The sequence below is a fragment of the Rhizobium sp. LEGMi-198b genome, assembly GCF_054114205.1.
In genome coordinates this window covers 568,700-586,769 of record NZ_JBSYVH010000001.1, presented here as the reverse complement: position 1 = coordinate 586,769, position 18,070 = coordinate 568,700, and the positions used below count along the sequence as shown (strand labels likewise).

The following is an 18,070-nucleotide window of genomic DNA, read 5'->3' as shown; positions in this document are numbered from 1 at the left end:
AACTATGGTGAGGCCCGGCGCCCCATCAGCCTCATGGGGATGCCGGAGGCAAGTGCCGATGCATATCGAGCCTTCTGGTAGTGACCGTTCAACGACAGCCGCGGCAAATGGGTGATCGTGGCGGCACTTGCCTTTCCGATCGTCCCAGGCCGGGTCGTAACGCCGACGGAAAAGCCGAGTTCCGCTGCAAGCCGAGCTTCGCGAGGAGAGACCGCATTGGCCGTGCCGTAGGGATAAGCGATCGCCGCCGGCCGCCTTCCGATGATGTCAGCGACATAATCCGCCGACAACGCCATTTCCGCCGCCGCTTCCGCTTCCGGCAGACGGGCGAGCGCCCGGTGGCTGACCGTGTGGGCGCCGAGCGAGGCAAGCGGATGACGGACAAGCTGCCTCAATTCCCCGCGGTCCATGATTGTCGCGCGCACGAGATCCAGTGGCTCCATGCCGTTCCTTCGGGCGAGCTCGTCGATCCGGGCAACGGCCTCCATCTCGTCATGGGCATGAACATAGGCGGCAAAGCGGGCAAACACGGCTTGCCGTTGGCCGGCCCTGTTGAGATCGAAACTCTCTGTGCCCATGCCAAAGTCGAACGTTAGGCGATCCCGTTGGGCAAGCAGGTCGGCCAGCGTTTCCCACCATATGCTGTGCGTCCTCTCCGACAGGCCTTGGGTGACGAAGATCGTGAAGGGCGTGCCGTGGCGGGCAAAGACCGGCAGCGCATAATCGAAATTGTCGCGATTACCGTCGTCGAGTGTGAAAGCAGCAAAGGGTGGCTTGTTGCGATCACTTGCGATACGGTCCGGCAACGCATCAAGAGAAATGAATTCATAACCATCCCGTTTCAGTCGCGTGATCGCGCTGTCGAGGAATTCGGGCGAAATTTCTAGATGCGCATTCGGGGCAAAGGTTCGGGGCAAGGGAGGGCGGACATGATGCAGGGTGAAGATGGCACCGAGGCCGGCGACGTCGCGCATCAGGCCGAGGTTTTTCAGAATTGCGGCGGTTTCCAGACCGCCGGAGATCGCCGCGCGCTTGAGACGAATTCTGATGCCCTGTTCCATAGGGATTGACCCGGTTGAAGAATGCCCATGATCTAGCCCATCCGCCGTTAAGTCTTGCTGAATCTGCACCATCTTTTCAATGTGTTAACCGTTATTTTACCAGCAAAGGCAAAATTGGAATTCTGTCGAGGGTGTTGCCTCAATATCGCACCGAAATCAGGCTCTTGTCGCAAATGCGCACAACAGGTTGATGCGGTGTATTGGCATTTGTTTCAGTTGGGGACGAATATGAAAAAACTTTTGATGGCCCTTTCTGCGGCCGTCTTGCTGTTGAGCGCACCGGTAGCGAGCTTTGCGGGCAGCGCCTATTTCATCATGGACGCGAAATCCGGCAAGGTGTTGGCATCGGATAATGCCGATGATCTCAACCACCCTGCCTCGCTGACCAAGATGATGACGCTGTACCTGACGTTTGAGGCTATCCATCGCGGTAAGCTGGGTTGGAACACGGCGATTCCGGTCTCGAGCAACGCCTCCGGCAAGAGCCCGACCAAGCTCGGCCTGAAGCCGGGCAGCACCATCACCGTCCGCGATGCCGTCAACGGCATGATCATCAAGTCCGCCAACGATGCCGCCACTGCCATGGGCGAAGCGCTGGGCGGCAGCGAAAGCGGCTTTGCCCGCATCATGACGCAGAAGGCGCGCGAACTCGGCATGCGCCGCACTGTCTTCACCAATCCATCGGGCTTGCCGAGCATGGAGCAGGTGACGACCGCGCGCGACATGTCGACGCTCGCCGTTGCGCTCATCAACAATTATCCTCAGGAATATCGGCTGTTTTCGCAGTCGAGCTTCACCTATCGCGGCAGCCGCGTCCGTGGCCATAACAATCTGATGTATCGTTACGAAGGCATGGACGGCATCAAGACCGGCTACACCAATGCCTCCGGCTTCAACATCGTCAGCGCCGTGCGCCAGGGCAACCGCCGCGTTATCGGCGTCGTCATGGGCGGCGCGACTGCCCGCGGCCGCGATGCCTTCATGGCCTCCCTTCTCAATCGCTATGTGCCGAAAGCGACCTCCGCCACTTCATCGCGCCTGATGGCAAGTGTTGGCGGTGCAAAGCAGGTCGAAGTTGCTTCGGCGACGGATGATGTTGCTGCCGATGTCGATGCGCAAACCACGGCCACGACGACGCGCAAGCGCGCCGAGTTCACGCCGGCTCAGGCCCCGCTCGCCTATGCCGCCACGACAAATGTGACCGTGCCGATGGATCGCCCGATGGCGATGGATGAAATCCAAAATGCCGGCAAACCGGCGACCGGCGGTTGGCAGGTGCAGATCGCAGCTACTCCGACGGCGCAGGCCGCCAAGGACCTGCTGTCCGAGGCTCAATCCAAGGCGGGCGGCGCTCTTGCCAACGCTTCGCCCTATACCGAAGCCGTCGGCAAGGGCAGCAACACGGTCTATCGCGCCCGTTTCGTTGGCTTCGGCAGCCGCGATGATGCGAATTCCGCCTGCGCCGCGCTGAAACGCAAGGATTTCAACTGCATGCTGTTGCCGACCAAGGGCTGAGCGGAAATCAAGTTTTGAAACTATCAAGACGGCGGGGCACAAGCTCCGCCGTCTTGCTATTTCCGGCAGAATCGTTCACTTCTGTTAAGAACATACAGGGAACAATATTGATGTTATCCGATCTGATCCAGCAGTTCGAAAAGGCTTCCGCCACCTATGCCGCCGCCAACGGATTGGAGCGCGATGCCGACTGGTTTGTTTTGAAATTGCAGGAGGAGATGGGCGAACTCACCCAGATCTGGAACAAAACGACCGGCCGCGGAAGACGCAAGGGCATGTCGGACGAGGATCTGGCTACTGCGTTGGCCGACGAAACCGCCGATGTGCTTGGCCATATCCTTCTCTTCGCCCACCGCAACAGCCTCGATCTCGCCGCTGCCGTCGAGCGGAAATGGCGGTTCCGGCCGGAGGAGAGGTGAGAGCGGCTGGTTGCCACGTTCAAGAATGAGAGAAGTCGACCTGTGCTTCCGGGCGTGCAAGCCGAAAGGCTTCGAGTTCGTTGCAGCGTTCTTCGACTGCCAGGAGTGTGGAATAACGGGATAGATCTACGCCAAGACGGCGGGAGGCGTTTAGTTGCGGCACAAGATGCAGGTCCGCCCATCCCGCTTCTACGCTGAAGCAATACGGCCATTGGATCGGTCGGCGCCGTAGGGTTTCCTCCAGGGCGTCAAGGCCTAGAGCCAGCCAGTGGCTGACCCAGACCGAAACTTGATGATCGTCGGCACCTATGTCCGATTTCAAAAAGCGTCTGACACGCAGAACGGTCAGAGAATGCATTTCCGATGTGATGAGCCCGGCAAACGCTTTTGCCTCCGCGCGGACGACGGGATCGGAAGGCAGCGGACTTGGCGCTGGATACGCTTCCTCAAGATAATCCAGGATAGCAGACGATTGCGCGATGATACGTCCGCCGATGTCGAGAGCAGGTAGAAGACCTTGAGGGTTCAATCGCTCATATTCGCCGGGCGCCAATGAGCTTACCGGTGTATAAGTGAACGGAATACCTTTGAGGTAAAGTGCTATACGCACCCTTTCGCCTGCGGAATTCTGCCAGCGTGACAGCAAGCGCATGGAGGTCCTCTTCGGTCAAAAGCTATCAACAGCATCAGCCTCCGTCGAAGGCTGATGGCCACTGCCATGGGCATAGCTTTAGGCAGACTTCAAGCCTTCGTCCCGCCGACCGTCACCTGATCCATCCGCAGATGCGGCTGGCCGACGCCGACGGGGACCCATTGGCCGCCTTTGCCGCAATTGCCGATGCCGGTGTCGAGTTTCATGTCGTTGCCGATCATGGAGACGCGCTTCATCGCTTCTGGGCCGTTGCCGATGAGCATGGCGCCCTTGATCGGTGCGCCGACCTTGCCGTCTTCGATCAGATAGGCTTCGGTGCAGCCGAAGACGAATTTGCCGGAAGTGATGTCGACCTGGCCACCGCCGAAGGAAACGGCATAGATGCCCTTCTTCACCGAGGCGATGATCTCTTCCGGTGTCTTGTCGCCGCCAAGCATATAAGTGTTGGTCATACGCGGCATTGGCGTGTGGGCATAGCCTTGGCGGCGGCCGTTGCCGGTTGCCTTCATGCCCATCAGGCGGGCATTCTGCCGGTCCTGCATGTAGCCGACCAGCTTGCCGTTCTCGATCAGCACATTGTAGGCCGAAGGCGTGCCCTCATCGTCGACGGTGATCGAGCCGCGGCGGTTTTCGATCGTGCCGTCATCGACGACGGTCACGCCGGGAGCGGCGACCATCTGGCCGAGCAGCCCTGCGAAAGCCGAGGTCTTCTTGCGGTTGAAATCGCCTTCCAGCCCGTGGCCGACGGCTTCGTGCAGCATGACGCCCGGCCAGCCGGAGCCGAGAACGATGTCCATTGTGCCGGCCGGCGCATCGATCGCCTCGAGATTGACCAATGCCTGGCGCAAAGCTTCGTCAGCGCCGCGGCGCCAGTTCTCTTCCGTGACGAAATCGCCGAAGCCGACGCGGCCACCGGTTCCGAAGGAACCTGATTCCTGTCGGTCGCCTTCGCCGACCATCACCGAGATATTGACGCGCGTCATCGGCCTGATGTCGCGAACGCGATGGCCGTCGGCGCGCAGGATATCGACCACCTGCCAGCTCGCGGCAATGGAGGCCGTGACTTGACGCACCTTGCCATCCTTGTTGCGCAGATAGCTGTCGATCTCCTGCAGCAGCCTCGCCTTGTCCTCGAAGCTTGGGCTCCCAATCGGGTTTTCGTCGCTATAGAGTACTTTATTCGTGCGCTGAGGCGCGGCGGCGTACGAACCCGCATAGCCGCTGGTGACCGCGCGCACCGCATCGGCGGCGCGCTTCAGCGCGGCTTCGGAGAGATCGCCCGCATGCGCATACCCCACCGCTTCGCCGGCGACGGCGCGCAGGCCGAAACCCTGTTCGGTGTTGAAGCTGCCGCCCTTCATGCGTCCGTTGTCGAAGGTCAGCGATTCCGCCTGGACATGCTCGACGAAAAGCTCGCCATCGTCAGCGCCGGCCAGTGCTTCGGCAACGATGCCGCGCAGCTTGGTTTCGTCGGTATCGAACAAGGTAAGAAGATCGGTATTCATGGATCAAGTGCTCCGTTCAGAGCCGATGTAGGTTTCGGACGGCGAGAGAGCAAGCCCTGTCGATTTACGGAAGCGCGTCGTAGCCTTCGGCAAAGCCCTTGAGGTCGACAGGAATGCCGATGCCTTCTTCCGGCGACTGGAAGACGATGAAGGTGGCCGTCGCGCCGCTGCGCAGCGTTTTCAGCAACTCGTCCTCAAGCACCACTTCGGCATAGCAGCCGTCCGAGAAGCAGCGCACGAAATAAGCGCGGCCGATATCCTTGCCGTCGACATTGAGGCCGAGCCCGTTCGGCAGCAGCACGCCGAGCGGCGCCAGCACGCGAAGGATCTTCGACTTGCGATCGGCGGTCTTCAGCACGACGACCGAAAGACCGACTTCCGGCCGGTCCTCGGCAATGACGTTCTGCATCAGCGCGCATTGTTCGGTCGATGCGCCGGCCGGCTTGTCGCAGACCACGGACCATGCGCCATGGCTGGAGCGCACCGTACCCGGTGGTTGTGGAACCTGGCTGGTCGGAAGCTGCTGGGTATGGGCCGGCGGCTGTTGGCCTGACTGCGGCGGTTGCTGGGTTTGCAGTTGCTGAGCCTGCGGCGCCGGCTGTGTTTGCTGTGCCTGCTGCGCCAGAACGGGTGCTGCAGCCGCAGCAGCGATGCTGGCGGTGACAAGCCAAAGCCGGGCGAGGGAACGAAAACCCATGAAAACCTCTAGATTCGAATCAGTGCTGCTATTGTTGAAGCCCATGCCGGCAAATGAAAAGCCCCGCATGCTGAATTCCAACCGACTGCGGCGGAAATACGACCTCTATCCCATTTTGCCCCGGCAATGCGATGGACCACGATGCAATTTTTCGTATGATGATGAAATGCTTGCCATGTTTCGGCGGGCCGGGGGAATATACTTCGCGCAAAAATGCCGCACGGACAACGCTTGTGAGTTGTTGCGGAGTGCTCCAAACTGTGGTTTGAAGCGCAATGGAATGTAGGGATACTGCGTTTGAGTGATCTGGGATCAAACGCTGGAGGGAGAGACATCGTGATTAAGAGGGCTTACGCAGCTCTGGCGGCTATCGCCTGTCTGCTTTTTGCGACCGGCAGCTATGCCGATCAGCCAAAACCATGGGAAACCGGCCTGCAAGAGGCAGCAACCGGCAACATGCATCAAATACGCTGGTTCGAAGCATACACGCTTTGGTTTATCGTTCCCATTACGCTGCTGGTGCTCGTCCTTTTGATCGTCGTCATGGTCAAGTTCCGGGCATCGCGAAATCCGGTGCCCTCCAGAACGAGCCATAACACGCTGATCGAGGTCATCTGGACCGTGGGTCCAGTCCTCATTCTTCTGTTCCTGGCTGTTCCGTCCTTCGATCTTCTGACCGCGCAGCTAACGTTCCCGCAAAATCCTGACGTGACCGTCAAGGCGACGGCGACGCAGTGGCAGTGGAACTATGAATATGAAAACAGCGGCAACACGCCGCTGGCTTTCGATTCCTTCCTGCTGAAGGACCAGGACCGCGCCGCGGCCGGCAAGGAAGACAAGTCGAAATATCCGCGGCTTCTCGCGGTCGACAACGAGCTGGTGCTGCCCGTGGGCAAGGTCGTGCGCGTCCTTGTTACCGCCGCACCGACGGATGTCATCCATTCCTTCGCGATGCCGTCTTTCGGCGTCAAGATTGACGCCGTTCCGGGCCGTTTGAACGAAACCTGGTTCAAGGCCGACAATGAGGGCCTGTACTACGGTCAGTGTTCCGAGCTCTGCGGCAAGGACCATGCATTCATGCCGATCGCCATCCGCATCGTCTCTCAGGATCAATACCAGCAGTGGCTGACCACTGCTGCCGGCGACCTGAGCAAGGCAAACAAGGCCCTGATGGCCGCCGTCGATCAGCCGGCTACTGTCAACGTTGCTGCGAACACGGCTGAGTAAGAGGGATAGGGATAATGGCTGGATCTACGGCACACGACGATCATTCGCACGCTCTTCATGACGCTCACGCGCATGACGACCATCATGCTCACAAGCCCAGTTTCGCGAACCGCTGGCTCTTCTCGACGAACCACAAGGACATCGGCACCCTCTATCTGATCTTTGCGATCTTTGCCGGTATCATTGGCTTCCTGCTGTCGGTTGCGATCCGCATGGAATTGCAGGAGCCGGGCATCCAGATCTTCAGTGGTCTGGCTTCCATGGTCTACGGCTATTCGGGCGACGCCTCCATCGATGGCGGCAAGCAGATGTACAACGTCTTCGTCACTGCCCATGCGCTGATCATGATCTTCTTCATGGTCATGCCGGCGATGATCGGCGGTTTCGCCAACTGGATGGTGCCGATCATGATCGGCGCGCCGGACATGGCTTTCCCGCGTCTGAACAACATTTCCTTCTGGCTGATCGTTCCCGCCTTCCTGCTGCTGATCCTGTCGATGTTCGTCGAAGGCCCGGCCGGTGCCTACGGCGCGGGTGGCGGCTGGACGCTGTATCCGCCGCTGTCAGGCCTCGTCGGTCATCCCGGCCCGGCGGTCGACCTGGTGATCTTCGCACTGCATATCGCCGGCGCCTCGTCGATCCTCGGTGCGATCAACTTCATCACCACCATCCTCAACATGCGCGCCCCGGGCATGACGCTGCACAAGATGCCGCTGTTTGCCTGGTCGGTGCTGATCACGGCCTTCCTGCTGCTCCTGTCGCTGCCGGTTCTCGCCGGTGCCATCACCATGGTGCTGACCGACCGCAACTTCGGCACGACCTTCTTCGCGCCGGAAGGTGGCGGTGACCCGATCCTTTACCAGCATCTGTTCTGGTTCTTCGGTCACCCCGAAGTCTACATCCTGATCCTGCCGGGCTTCGGCATGATCAGCCACATCATCTCGACCTTCTCGCGCAAGCCGATCTTCGGCTATCTCGGCATGGCCTACGCCATGGTCGCGATCGGCGCCGTTGGCTTCGTCGTCTGGGCTCACCACATGTACACGGTCGGCCTGTCGCTCGATACGCAGCGTTATTTCGTCTTTGCGACGATGGTCATCGCCGTTCCGACTGGCGTGAAGATCTTCTCCTGGATCGCAACGATGTGGGGCGGCTCGATCGAGTTCCGCACGCCGATGATCTGGGCGATCGGCTTCATATTCCTGTTCACGGTGGGCGGCGTCACCGGCGTGCAACTCGCCAATGCCGGTCTCGACCGCGTATGGCAGGATACCTATTACGTCGTCGCGCACTTCCACTACGTTTTGTCGCTCGGCGCCGTCTTCGCCATCTTCGCTGCCTGGTACTACTGGTTCCCGAAGATGACCGGCTACATGTACAACGAGAAGATCGGCAACTGGCATTTCTGGATCACCTTCATCGGTGTCAACATGATATTCTTCCCGCAGCACTTCCTCGGTCGTGCTGGCATGCCACGCCGTTACATCGACTATCCGGACGCCTTCGCCGGCTGGAACTTCGTTTCCTCGATCGGCTCCTATGTTGCAGCCGTCGGCCTCTGCTTCTTCTTCTGGGGTGTCATCGATGCGTTCGTGAAGAAGCGCGTCGCCGGCAACAATCCCTGGGGCGAGGGTGCGACCACTCTGGAATGGCAGCTTCCTTCGCCGCCGCCTTACCACCAGTGGGAAGAGCTGCCGCGCATCAAGTAGCTTATTTCCGGACGCCGTGATAAACGGCGTCCGGCTTAACGGACATTGGATGAAAGAATGACGGTGATCGACAATCACGAAGTACTCGCGAAGAAAGGCGAAACCGGCCTGTCTGAAGCGAGTGCGCGCGATTATTTCGAGCTTTTGAAGCCGCGGGTCATGTCGCTGGTCGTCTTCACCGCTTTTGCCGGCCTGGTGCTGGCGCCGGGCCACATCAACCCCATTCTCGGCTTGATCGCCATTCTCTGCATCGCAGTCGGCGCCGGCGCTTCCGGTGCGCTGAACATGTGGTACGACGCCGATATCGACGCGGTCATGAGCCGTACGGCGCGCCGTCCGATTCCCGCCGGCCGCGTCAAGGCTTCCGAGGCGCTTGCCTTCGGCTTGGTGCTGTCGGGCTTTTCGGTGACGATCCTTGGCCTCGCCGTCAACTGGCTTTCAGCCGCGATCCTCGCCTTCACCATTTTCTTCTATGTCGTCATCTATACGATGTGGCTTAAGCGCTCGACGCCGCAGAACATCGTCATTGGCGGCGCTGCCGGCGCTTTCCCGCCGGTCATCGGCTGGGCCTGTGTCACCGGAAACGTGACGATCGAGAGCATCGTGCTCTTCCTGATCATCTTCCTGTGGACGCCGGCCCATTTCTGGGCGCTGGCGCTGTTCAAGATGCGCGACTACGAAGCCGTCGGCGTCCCCATGCTACCGAATGTAGCCGGCGTGCCGGCCACCAAGAATCAGATCGTCGCCTATGCGGTGCTGACGGCCATCATCGGTGTTGTGCCGGCATTCATGGGCTTTGCGAGCTTCGGCTATGGTGCCGTCGCCGCCGCGCTCGGCGCGATCTTCATATACTGTTCCATCGCCGTCCGGCGCATGCCGGATGGCGATGTCAAGATGATCCCGGCGAAGAAACTTTTCGCCTTCTCGATCTTCTATCTCTTCGCAATCTTTTCCGCACTGCTGATCGACCGGCTCGTGATAGTGCTGATATCAGGCGGTGCGGGAGGCTGGCTGTGATCGAACTCGTCAAGCTCACGGAAGCCCAAAAGAAATCACGGCGAGGGCGCAACATCGCGCTCGGTTTGGTGCTCGCCGGCCTGGTGATCCTTTTCTACGCGATCACCATCATCAAGGTCGGCACCGGACACGTTTGAGGAGGCGTGATGGAGGAGGGGACAACAAACAAGGCAAGAAACGCCGGCCGCAATAACGGCCTGGTGGTTGCCATGTGCCTGAGTTTCGTGGTCGGCATGAGCGCCATGTGCGCCGCCGCCGTGCCGCTCTATCGCATCTTCTGCGAGGTAACCGGCTTCAACGGCACGACGCAGCGCGTCGATCAGGCCTCCAGCATCATTCTTGACAGGCCGATCAAGGTCTCCTTCGACGCCAATGTTGCCCCGGGGATACCCTGGGACTTCAAGCCGATGCAGAAGGAAGTCTCCCCCAAGATCGGCGAAACGGTCGAGATCAAGTTCTTGGTCGAGAACAAGTCCGACCAGCCGACGCGTGGACAGGCTATTTTCAACGTCTCGCCGGTGGAAGCGGGCGCCTATTTCAACAAGGTGCAGTGCTTCTGCTTCAACGAGACCGATCTGGCACCGGGGGAAAAACGCGAGATGCCGGTGGTTTTCTACGTCGATCCTGAGATCACCAAGGCGGAAGAAGCCAAGACGATCACGGCGCTGACACTATCCTACACCTTCTATCCGCGCGATGGTGCGAAACCTGTGGCTTCCAACGAAGGCGCAGCGAAGGTGGTGGAAAAGAAACTTTGATGGAGAGTGCTTTCGGCTCAGCCGGAGGCGATATGGGAAAAGTCATTCGGGGATTGCTGACATGGCAGAGGCGCATACCAAGAAACACGATTACCACATTATCGATCCCAGCCCGTGGCCGATCATCGCGGCCTTCGGGGCCTTTGTCATTACCTTTGGCGGCGTCTGCTTCATGCGCTACCTGAACGGCGGCGCGGTGCATCTGTTCGGGATCAACTTCGCACAGCCCTGGCTGTTCTTCATCGGCCTGGCCGTGATCCTCTACGTCATGTACGGCTGGTGGTCGGATACGGTGAAGGAAGCGCATGAGGGCGCGCATACCCGCGTCGTCTCACTGCATCTGCGCTATGGCATGATCATGTTCATCGCCTCCGAGGTGATGTTCTTCGTCGCCTGGTTCTGGGCCTATTTTGACGTCAGCCTCTTCCCGAACGAAGCCATACAGGCTTCGCGGACGGCCTTCCTCGGCGGCCAGTTCCCGCCCAAGGGCATCGAAGTCCTCAATCCCTGGCATTTGCCGATCTACAACACCATCATCCTGCTACTCTCGGGCACGACGGTCACCTGGGCGCACCACGCGCTGCTGCACAATGACCGCAAGGGCCTGATCCAGGGATTGGTTTTGACCGTACTGCTCGGTGCGCTGTTCTCCTGCGTGCAGGCCTATGAATATGCGCATGCGCCCTTCGAGTTCAAAAACTCGATCTATGGCGCTACCTTCTTCATGGCGACCGGTTTCCATGGTTTCCACGTGCTGATCGGCACGATATTCCTGCTGGTCTGCCTCATCCGCTCGATCGGCGGCGATTTCACGCCAAAGCAGCATTTCGGCTTCGAAGCGGCCGCCTGGTATTGGCACTTCGTCGACGTTGTCTGGCTGTTCCTGTTCTTCTGCATCTATATCTGGGGAAGCTGGGGCGCGCCGGTCGCGGCCGGTTGAGCCAGGGCAGAATTGAGATAGAAGGCGGGTGCTTCGGCGCCCGCCTTTTTCATTGCGGGGCCTCTCAGGCGCCGACGGCAAGCCGCTCGAAGGCTGTTGGGCGCGGAACTCCTCGATCCAACAGTTGCCGTATCTGTTCGGCGCAGGCCTGTGGACTTTGCACGGATGTATCCACTTCCAGATCGTAGATGCCCGGTTGATGCACTTGCGCCTGCCACGCAAGGATCGGCGCGGGAACCGGGGCATCGGCAGAGACGCTGACGTAGTCATTGCGCCTTTCAGGGCCTTCCGCCAAACGTCGCTGCATGATGGTCTCGATCGGGCAGTGCACCCCGACGAAAAGGACGGGCAGGCCGGCAAGTTGGCGGGCGCAATCCGAAAGGATTCCGAGCGGCTTTGAATAGGCGTCATGATGGCCGAATTCGGCAATGACATTGAGCCCAAGGCGGCTATGGGCGGCAATCGAGGCATAGAGCGCCGAATAGAATATCGGAACCAGCGGTTCCAGATCAGGCCGTTCGCCACCAGGCCGCACACCGATCCCCGGCCGGTAACGCGGTGGCGTGATATGCCGCACATAGGCGTCGACGCCCAGATTCATCCATGGGTCGTCGAAACCTGCCTGGATGGCCTCGACAATGCTCGATTTTCCGGATCGCGGCGCGCCGTTCAGAATGATGATCTGGCCGGCCTTCGTGTCTTGCTTATTGTCCATACCCTCTTTCTATGGCCGCGATGGCGTTTTTCAAGCGGTCAGGAAAAGGCGGCCGCGACATCATGATGCGGGATTGGGGCTTGTTTGGCTGCCGCACTGACGTCACCATGCTTTTGAATTGGACGGATGGCCGCGTCGCGGTTACTGATGATGACAGGACGAGACCCGGATGCTCGTCGTGAATGGCAATCGATCGAGATCAAACCTTGAGCCCAGAGCAAGACACAGCCCCAGGTCACGGGACAGACCCAAATCAAGGGGCAAATGGTGACAGCGCCCTCTTTCCACCCGTCGATCCGTTCCGGGTCGGCATTCAAGGATGCTGCCCGCGTTGCGGTCATGGCAAGCTCTTCAATGGCCTGTTGTCGCTGAAGCCGCATTGCGCAGCTTGTGGGCTCGACTATGCCTTTGCCGATGCGGGCGATGGCCCGGCGGTCTTCGTCATCCTCATCGTCGGCTTCATCGTCATCGGCTCGGTGCTATGGCTGCAGGTCAACTATGCGCCGCCGATCTGGGTGCATATCCTGCTGTTCGGTCCCTTGACCATCATCCTGTCGCTTCTGTCGCTACGCTGGTGCAAGGGCATCCTGATCGCGCTGCAATATCGCAACAATGCCAGCGAAGGGCGCCTTCATCGTGACTGAGGCCGCCATGCCCGCTCGCCGCGCCAACCCTTTCTGGCAGTTTGGCAAGGTGCTGATCCTGCTCGTGGCGCTTGGTATCCTGCTGGCTCTCGGCACCTGGCAGGTCGAGCGGCTGCACTGGAAGGAAGGCCTGCTTGCCGACATCGCCGAGCGCCAGGCCGCGGCCCCTGTGCCGCTATCGACGATCGAGGCCATGGCCGCATCCGGCGGCGATATCGAATATCGCGTCGTCACAGCGACCGGTCGTTACCTCAACAACAAGGAACGGCATTTCTTCGCAACCTTCGACGGCGCTTCCGGCTTCGATATCTATACGCCGCTGCAGCTTGCGGACGGGCGCTACCTCTTCGTCAACAGAGGCTTCGTGCCCTACGACGCCAAGGAGCCGGAAATGCGCATGCAGGGGCAATTGACGGACGAACAGACCGTCACCGGCCTTGCCCGCGCCAAGCTTGCCGGCCAGCCCTCGGGCATGCCGGACAATGATCTGGCGAAGAACATATTCTATTGGAAAGACCTGGATGCCATGGCCGATAGCGATGGGCTTCCGCGGGATAAAGTACTGCCCTTCTTCGTCGATGCCGACAAGACCCCCAATCCTCAGGGCCTGCCGATCGGCGGCGTCACCATCGTCGATTTGCCGAACAATCACCTGCAATATGCCGTGACCTGGTATGGCCTGGCGGCGGCGCTGGTCGCCATCGTCGCCATCTCCTGGTGGCGCAAACGCCATCCGGGCACCCCCACGCAATAGTTTCGCGCAATAGAATAGCTTCATTTCGATGGAATATTCGGCTAGAGCATGATCCCAAAAAGTGCGCAGTGGTTTTTGGATAAGATCATGCGGACTACATGAGTAAGCGGCAAGGCGAACCTATCTATAGCCTTGCCATCGTCCCGGATTTCGGAAGAGACATGAATATAGCGGTTTCCAAACCTGACCTGACCATCCGGCTCTGCGGTCCGCGTGGCTTCTGTGCCGGTGTCGATCGTGCCATCCAGATCGTCGTGCTGGCGCTGAAGGCCTATGGCGCGCCGGTCTATGTCCGTCATGAGATCGTGCATAATCGCTATGTCGTCGAAGGGCTGGAGGCCAAGGGCGCCGTCTTCGTGGAGGAGCTGGACGAAATCCCCACCGAGCATCGCGCCCAGCCCGTTGTCTTTTCCGCCCATGGCGTTCCGAAGTCCGTGCCGGCGGATGCGGACGCGCGCAATCTCTTTTATCTCGATGCCACTTGCCCGCTGGTGTCGAAGGTGCACAAGCAGGCCATGCGGCATAACCGCCTCGGCCGCCATGTCATCCTCATCGGCCATGCCGGCCATCCGGAAGTGATCGGCACCATGGGCCAGCTTCCCGAGGGTTCCGTGTCGCTGATCGAGACGGTGGAGGATGCCGACGCCTATCAGCCTGCCGACCCCGACAATCTCGGTTTCGTCACGCAGACGACGCTCTCGGTCGACGACACCGCCGGAGTCATCGCGCGGCTGCAGCAGCGTTTCCCGAATCTCACCGCGCCGGCCGCCGATTCGATCTGCTATGCCACGACCAACCGCCAGGAAGTGGTGAAGGAAGCCGCTCCGGGCTGCGATCTCTTCATCGTCGTCGGCGCACCAAATTCGTCCAATTCCAAGCGTCTCGTCGAAGTGGCACTCCGGGCAGGGGCTAAGAAATCCGTGCTTGTCCAGCGCGCCTCCGAAATTGATTGGGACGATATCGGTGATATCAAAACCGTCGGTCTCTCCGCCGGCGCATCGGCACCAGAGGTCATCGTCAACGAGATCATCGAGGCCTTTCGCGCCCGCTTTAATGCCGTGGTGGAGCTTGCCGAAACGGTCAAGGAGACCGAGAATTTCCTCGTCAATCGCGAGCTGCGCAATATCGAGCTGACGGTGGCCGACATGGCCTTCGTCAATGGAGATTGAAGAATGGCTACCTCATCCTTCGAGGTCTTGCCGCTTGCGCTGACGCTGCATCGGCAAGGCATTTTAGGATGAGGTGAAGAGAGTTTCGCCGCCAGACGCCGAATCAGCCCTCATGGTGAGGAGGTCCGCAGGGGAGTCTCGAACCACGAGGGCGGGCGGCTAGGTGGCTAGCATGTATCAAAGGGAATAATTCGTGGCCGTTTATACCGATATTACTGAAGACGATCTGAAGTGGTTTCTGACGGAATATGATGTCGGCACGTTGCTCTCCTACAAGGGCATTGCCGAGGGCGTCGAAAACTCCAACTTCCTGCTGCACACGTCGCGCGAGCCGCTGATCCTGACGCTCTATGAGAAGCGCGTGGAGAAGAGCGACCTGCCGTTTTTCCTCGGTTTGATGCAGCATCTGGCAAGCCGCGGCCTGTCCTGCCCGTTGCCCTTGCCGCGCAAGGATGGCGCGTTGCTCGGCCATCTCTCGGGCCGCCCGGCCGCGCTGATCTCCTTTCTCGAAGGGATGTGGCTGCGCAAGCCCGAGGCAAAACATTGCCGCGAAGTCGGCAAGGCGCTGGCCGCGATGCATGTTGCCGGTGAAGGCTTCGCCATCAAGCGGCCGAATGCACTGTCGCTTGAAGGCTGGCAGGGGCTCTGGGAAAAATCCGAAGCCCGCGCCGACGAGGTCGAACCCGGCCTGCAGGACGAAATCTGCGGCGAACTCGATTTCCTGGCGGCGCATTGGCCGACGGACCTGCCGGATGGCGTCATCCATGCGGATCTGTTTCCCGACAACGTCTTCTTCCTCGGCGACGAGCTTTCCGGCCTGATCGATTTCTATTTCGCCTGTAACGATCTGCTTGCCTACGACGTCTCGATCTGCCTCAATGCCTGGTGCTTTGAGAAGGACGGCGCTTACAATATCACCAAGGGCATGGCGCTCCTGGAAGGCTATCAGAGCGTGCGGCCGCTGAACGATGCGGAAATCGCCGCCCTGCCGACGCTGTCGCGTGGCTCGGCGCTGCGCTTCTTCCTGACCCGCCTTTACGATTGGCTGACGACGCCGGCCGGCGCCCTAGTCACCAAGAAGGACCCGATCGAATATCTGCGCAAGCTGCGCTTCCATCGCCAGATCGCCTCCAGCGCCGAATATGGGCTGAAGGCATGAAACACGTCGATATCTTTACCGACGGCGCTTGCTCCGGCAATCCCGGTCCGGGCGGCTGGGGCGCGGTGCTGCGTTATGGCGATGTCGAAAAGGAGCTTTTCGGCGGCGAACAGGAGACGACCAACAATCGGATGGAGCTGATGGCGGCCATCTCCGCGCTTGGCGCGCTGAAGACGCCATGCGAAGTCGATCTTTATACCGACAGCGTCTATGTCAAAGATGGCATATCCAAGTGGATTTTCGGCTGGAAGAAAAACGGCTGGAAAACCGCCGACAAGAAGCCGGTGAAAAACGCCGAACTCTGGCAAGCGCTCGAGGAAGCCCGCAACCGGCATCAGGTGACATTGCATTGGGTCAAGGGCCATGCCGGGCATCCGGAAAACGAGCGCGCCGACGAACTGGCGCGCAAGGGCATGGAGCCGTTTAAGAGGAAGTAGCGTCGCGAGGCGATGTTTGGATGGTCGCTTTGCGCCAGCCGACGGAAGAGGAGGAGCGGAAGTTCTTCGCTAAAATCCTTCGAGACACTTTTGCGGTGTCAATAGCTGTGACGTTCATAGCGGAATTGCAATCATTTAGGTTCACAACGGTGGCCCTGGAGGTAGCAAAGAGCCATCGCTTGCTGCTTGCCCTGCTTTCAGGGGGCGATCAGATAAGTATGACGACGAGAAATTGAACTCTTGTTCAATAAAAAAGCGAGCAAGGCGGCGAATTACCTCCGACGCATTCAACAACCGCCGCAACTCTTCAGCTCCATCCGGATCAGATGGCCTATCTCGCGCCGCATGGGCGGTCGCTACGCGGCAATTCTCGTAGATGTATGTGCCCGCGTCGACATTCGCCGATAAGCGGTCTGCCTCAAACGCCATAAGAGCACTTTCCCGGATCGATTTCTCGACGTCAGAAAAGTTGGAATTGACCCAGTCGATAACCTTTTTCTTCTTATCATAGCGGGTTTCAAAGACACGAAAGAAGCTGAGAACGGCGTGGCTACCCAACCCCACCGAGTCCGCGTTTAATCCATCGCGATAATATGCAAGGCATCGCGTCAGGTTCTCATCGGACGGCAGTGTGCGATAGAAATGCCACTCGTTCATCGCCATAGAGGCCAGATCCCTCCGTGACACCGGCACGGGAACTGGATTGCCGGACCAGCCCTCATGCACCGACGCGGGCTGATCATAGCACCAAGACATGATGCTCAGCATCCGGCTTATCAATGTACGCGCGGCTTCCGCTGACATGCGTTCATGCGTGAGATCGATGCTAACTGAATGCGAATAGTCCCTTGTCTTTGGGAAGAGCACAAGGTTATGCCCGCCGAACTGCATTCTCGTCGGTTCTTTTGGCCATGCAACTTGGGCATCGACACGGAGATTAAGGAAGTGGGATGAGGTGCGGGCACCGAGTCTTTTGTGAAACGCGGCTGTTTCTTCTTCGGTTTCGTACTCACGCCAATCGGTTTTGAACGGTTGGTCTATATATCGGGAAATTGCAACATCACGCGCTAGGTCCTGAAAAAACCTCGGACCTAGCGCCCTCTCGACCGCCGAAAGCCTGTCCAACCTATCGTGATTGTATCTCTCCTCGGCTCCTGGTCGAAGGAGGCTAAGGGCATATTTTGAAACGTAGGAGGTCGTCTTTATTCCTTCCGGCCCTTTGGAGCGGATAACCGCACCATATTCATCACTTCCAAAATCCCGTTCAACAGACAGGGTGAAACGAACGAGATCGGAAGCTTCACCGGTGTCTCCGACAAGAGCAGCGACTGCGTCTCGCAAAGACTTCGTGCCGCGATAGGCAGCCGATTCGCCGCCAACGGGGCACAAGTTTCCAAGAATAAGCGATGCATGACCTCCGTAACCCGGGAGCGGATGCCCAAACGATAGAACAGCGTTCGCGATATGCTCGTCGGATAGCCTTTGGTCCGCGTTTTCTTTCCCGCGAGGCAACAGGTTATGGCCCCTAAGTGTCTCAAAGCGCTTCTGCGTTTGGTCAAAAGTGCCGACTTGCGCAAGTCGGTCATGTAGCCAGATCATTAAGTCGCGTGCGTACATCGAAATTCTCGAGTTGAATCAGTGAAAGGGAATCGGGCTCAACGTCAGCACTATATCCGCCAAGATGCGATCGGC

At 59.2% G+C, this 18,070-nt stretch carries 19 protein-coding genes; 13 read left to right on the top strand and 6 right to left on the bottom strand.

Annotation, left to right across the window (positions count from 1 at the left end; genetic code table 11):
- Positions 1-2 precede the first annotated feature (2 nt).
- Positions 3-1,061 (bottom strand): polysaccharide deacetylase family protein, encoded by a 1,059-nt coding sequence (locus tag ACXHXG_RS02880; RefSeq protein WP_457898441.1) that lies wholly within the window; start codon positions 1,059-1,061, stop codon positions 3-5.
- A gap of 228 nt (positions 1,062-1,289) precedes the next feature.
- Here ACXHXG_RS02880 and ACXHXG_RS02875 point away from each other — a divergent pair, with 228 nt between their 5' ends.
- Positions 1,290-2,576 carry a serine hydrolase gene (locus ACXHXG_RS02875; protein WP_457898440.1) on the top strand — a complete coding sequence of 429 codons (1,287 nt, stop codon included), beginning with the start codon at positions 1,290-1,292 and terminating at the stop codon, positions 2,574-2,576.
- 110 nt (positions 2,577-2,686) lie between these two features.
- A complete protein-coding gene (locus ACXHXG_RS02870) occupies positions 2,687-2,995 on the top strand; it encodes a nucleoside triphosphate pyrophosphohydrolase family protein (RefSeq protein WP_457898439.1) in 309 nt (102 codons plus the stop codon).
- A 19-nt stretch (positions 2,996-3,014) separates the two neighbouring features.
- Here ACXHXG_RS02870 and maiA read toward each other — a convergent pair whose 3' ends face one another.
- The 3 genes from maiA to ACXHXG_RS02855 form a co-directional block, all read right to left on the bottom strand.
- Entirely contained in the window at positions 3,015-3,647 is a 633-nt protein-coding gene (gene maiA, locus ACXHXG_RS02865; protein WP_283049460.1) for a maleylacetoacetate isomerase, read from the bottom strand.
- Positions 3,648-3,736: 89 nt separating this feature from the next.
- Entirely contained in the window at positions 3,737-5,152 is a 1,416-nt protein-coding gene (gene tldD / locus ACXHXG_RS02860; RefSeq protein WP_457898438.1) for a metalloprotease TldD, read from the bottom strand.
- Between the two features lie 64 nt (positions 5,153-5,216).
- On the bottom strand, positions 5,217-5,849 hold the full coding sequence (locus tag ACXHXG_RS02855; protein WP_457898437.1) for an invasion associated locus B family protein: 633 nt from the start codon (positions 5,847-5,849) through the stop codon (positions 5,217-5,219).
- Positions 5,850-6,185: 336 nt separating this feature from the next.
- Here ACXHXG_RS02855 and coxB point away from each other — a divergent pair, with 336 nt between their 5' ends.
- From coxB to ACXHXG_RS02825, 6 genes are all read left to right on the top strand, one after another.
- Positions 6,186-7,076 (top strand): cytochrome c oxidase subunit II, encoded by an 891-nt coding sequence (gene coxB, locus ACXHXG_RS02850; protein WP_104822230.1) that lies wholly within the window; start codon positions 6,186-6,188, stop codon positions 7,074-7,076.
- Positions 7,077-7,090: 14 nt separating this feature from the next.
- On the top strand, positions 7,091-8,785 hold the full coding sequence (gene ctaD / locus ACXHXG_RS02845; RefSeq protein ID WP_104822231.1) for a cytochrome c oxidase subunit I: 1,695 nt from the start codon (positions 7,091-7,093) through the stop codon (positions 8,783-8,785).
- A gap of 57 nt (positions 8,786-8,842) precedes the next feature.
- Complete coding sequence (locus tag ACXHXG_RS02840; protein ID WP_104822232.1) at positions 8,843-9,802, top strand: heme o synthase; 960 nt, start codon at positions 8,843-8,845, stop codon at positions 9,800-9,802.
- Positions 9,799-9,939 carry a hypothetical protein gene (locus tag ACXHXG_RS02835; RefSeq protein ID WP_034488087.1) on the top strand — a complete coding sequence of 47 codons (141 nt, stop codon included), beginning with the start codon at positions 9,799-9,801 and terminating at the stop codon, positions 9,937-9,939. The genes ACXHXG_RS02840 and ACXHXG_RS02835 overlap by 4 nt, the downstream gene beginning before the upstream one ends.
- A gap of 9 nt (positions 9,940-9,948) precedes the next feature.
- On the top strand, positions 9,949-10,560 hold the full coding sequence (locus ACXHXG_RS02830; RefSeq protein WP_457898436.1) for a cytochrome c oxidase assembly protein: 612 nt from the start codon (positions 9,949-9,951) through the stop codon (positions 10,558-10,560).
- Between the two features lie 61 nt (positions 10,561-10,621).
- Positions 10,622-11,500, top strand: coding sequence for a cytochrome c oxidase subunit 3 (locus tag ACXHXG_RS02825; RefSeq protein WP_104822234.1), 879 nt, complete (start codon positions 10,622-10,624; stop codon positions 11,498-11,500).
- Between the two features lie 64 nt (positions 11,501-11,564).
- Here ACXHXG_RS02825 and ACXHXG_RS02820 read toward each other — a convergent pair whose 3' ends face one another.
- Entirely contained in the window at positions 11,565-12,215 is a 651-nt protein-coding gene (locus tag ACXHXG_RS02820) for a chloramphenicol phosphotransferase CPT family protein (RefSeq protein WP_457898435.1), read from the bottom strand.
- Between the two features lie 206 nt (positions 12,216-12,421).
- Here ACXHXG_RS02820 and ACXHXG_RS02815 point away from each other — a divergent pair, with 206 nt between their 5' ends.
- The 5 genes from ACXHXG_RS02815 to rnhA all read left to right on the top strand — a co-directional run bounded on the left by ACXHXG_RS02815 (position 12,422) and on the right by rnhA (position 16,378).
- On the top strand, positions 12,422-12,859 hold the full coding sequence (locus tag ACXHXG_RS02815) for a DUF983 domain-containing protein (protein ID WP_457898434.1): 438 nt from the start codon (positions 12,422-12,424) through the stop codon (positions 12,857-12,859).
- Positions 12,860-12,866: 7 nt separating this feature from the next.
- Positions 12,867-13,613 carry an SURF1 family protein gene (locus ACXHXG_RS02810; protein WP_283051189.1) on the top strand — a complete coding sequence of 249 codons (747 nt, stop codon included), beginning with the start codon at positions 12,867-12,869 and terminating at the stop codon, positions 13,611-13,613.
- Positions 13,614-13,774: 161 nt separating this feature from the next.
- Positions 13,775-14,782: a 4-hydroxy-3-methylbut-2-enyl diphosphate reductase gene (gene ispH, locus ACXHXG_RS02805; protein WP_457898433.1), complete on the top strand. Its 1,008-nt coding sequence runs from the start codon at positions 13,775-13,777 to the stop codon at positions 14,780-14,782.
- Positions 14,783-14,975: 193 nt separating this feature from the next.
- Positions 14,976-15,941: a homoserine kinase gene (locus tag ACXHXG_RS02800; RefSeq protein ID WP_457898432.1), complete on the top strand. Its 966-nt coding sequence runs from the start codon at positions 14,976-14,978 to the stop codon at positions 15,939-15,941.
- Positions 15,938-16,378: a ribonuclease HI gene (gene rnhA / locus ACXHXG_RS02795; protein ID WP_283049473.1), complete on the top strand. Its 441-nt coding sequence runs from the start codon at positions 15,938-15,940 to the stop codon at positions 16,376-16,378. Before ACXHXG_RS02800 ends, rnhA begins: the two co-directional genes overlap by 4 nt.
- Before the next feature lie 141 nt (positions 16,379-16,519).
- Here rnhA and mauJ read toward each other — a convergent pair whose 3' ends face one another.
- A complete protein-coding gene (gene mauJ / locus ACXHXG_RS02790; RefSeq protein WP_457898431.1) occupies positions 16,520-17,995 on the bottom strand; it encodes a methylamine utilization protein MauJ in 1,476 nt (491 codons plus the stop codon).
- Between the last annotated feature and the right edge of the window lie 75 nt (positions 17,996-18,070).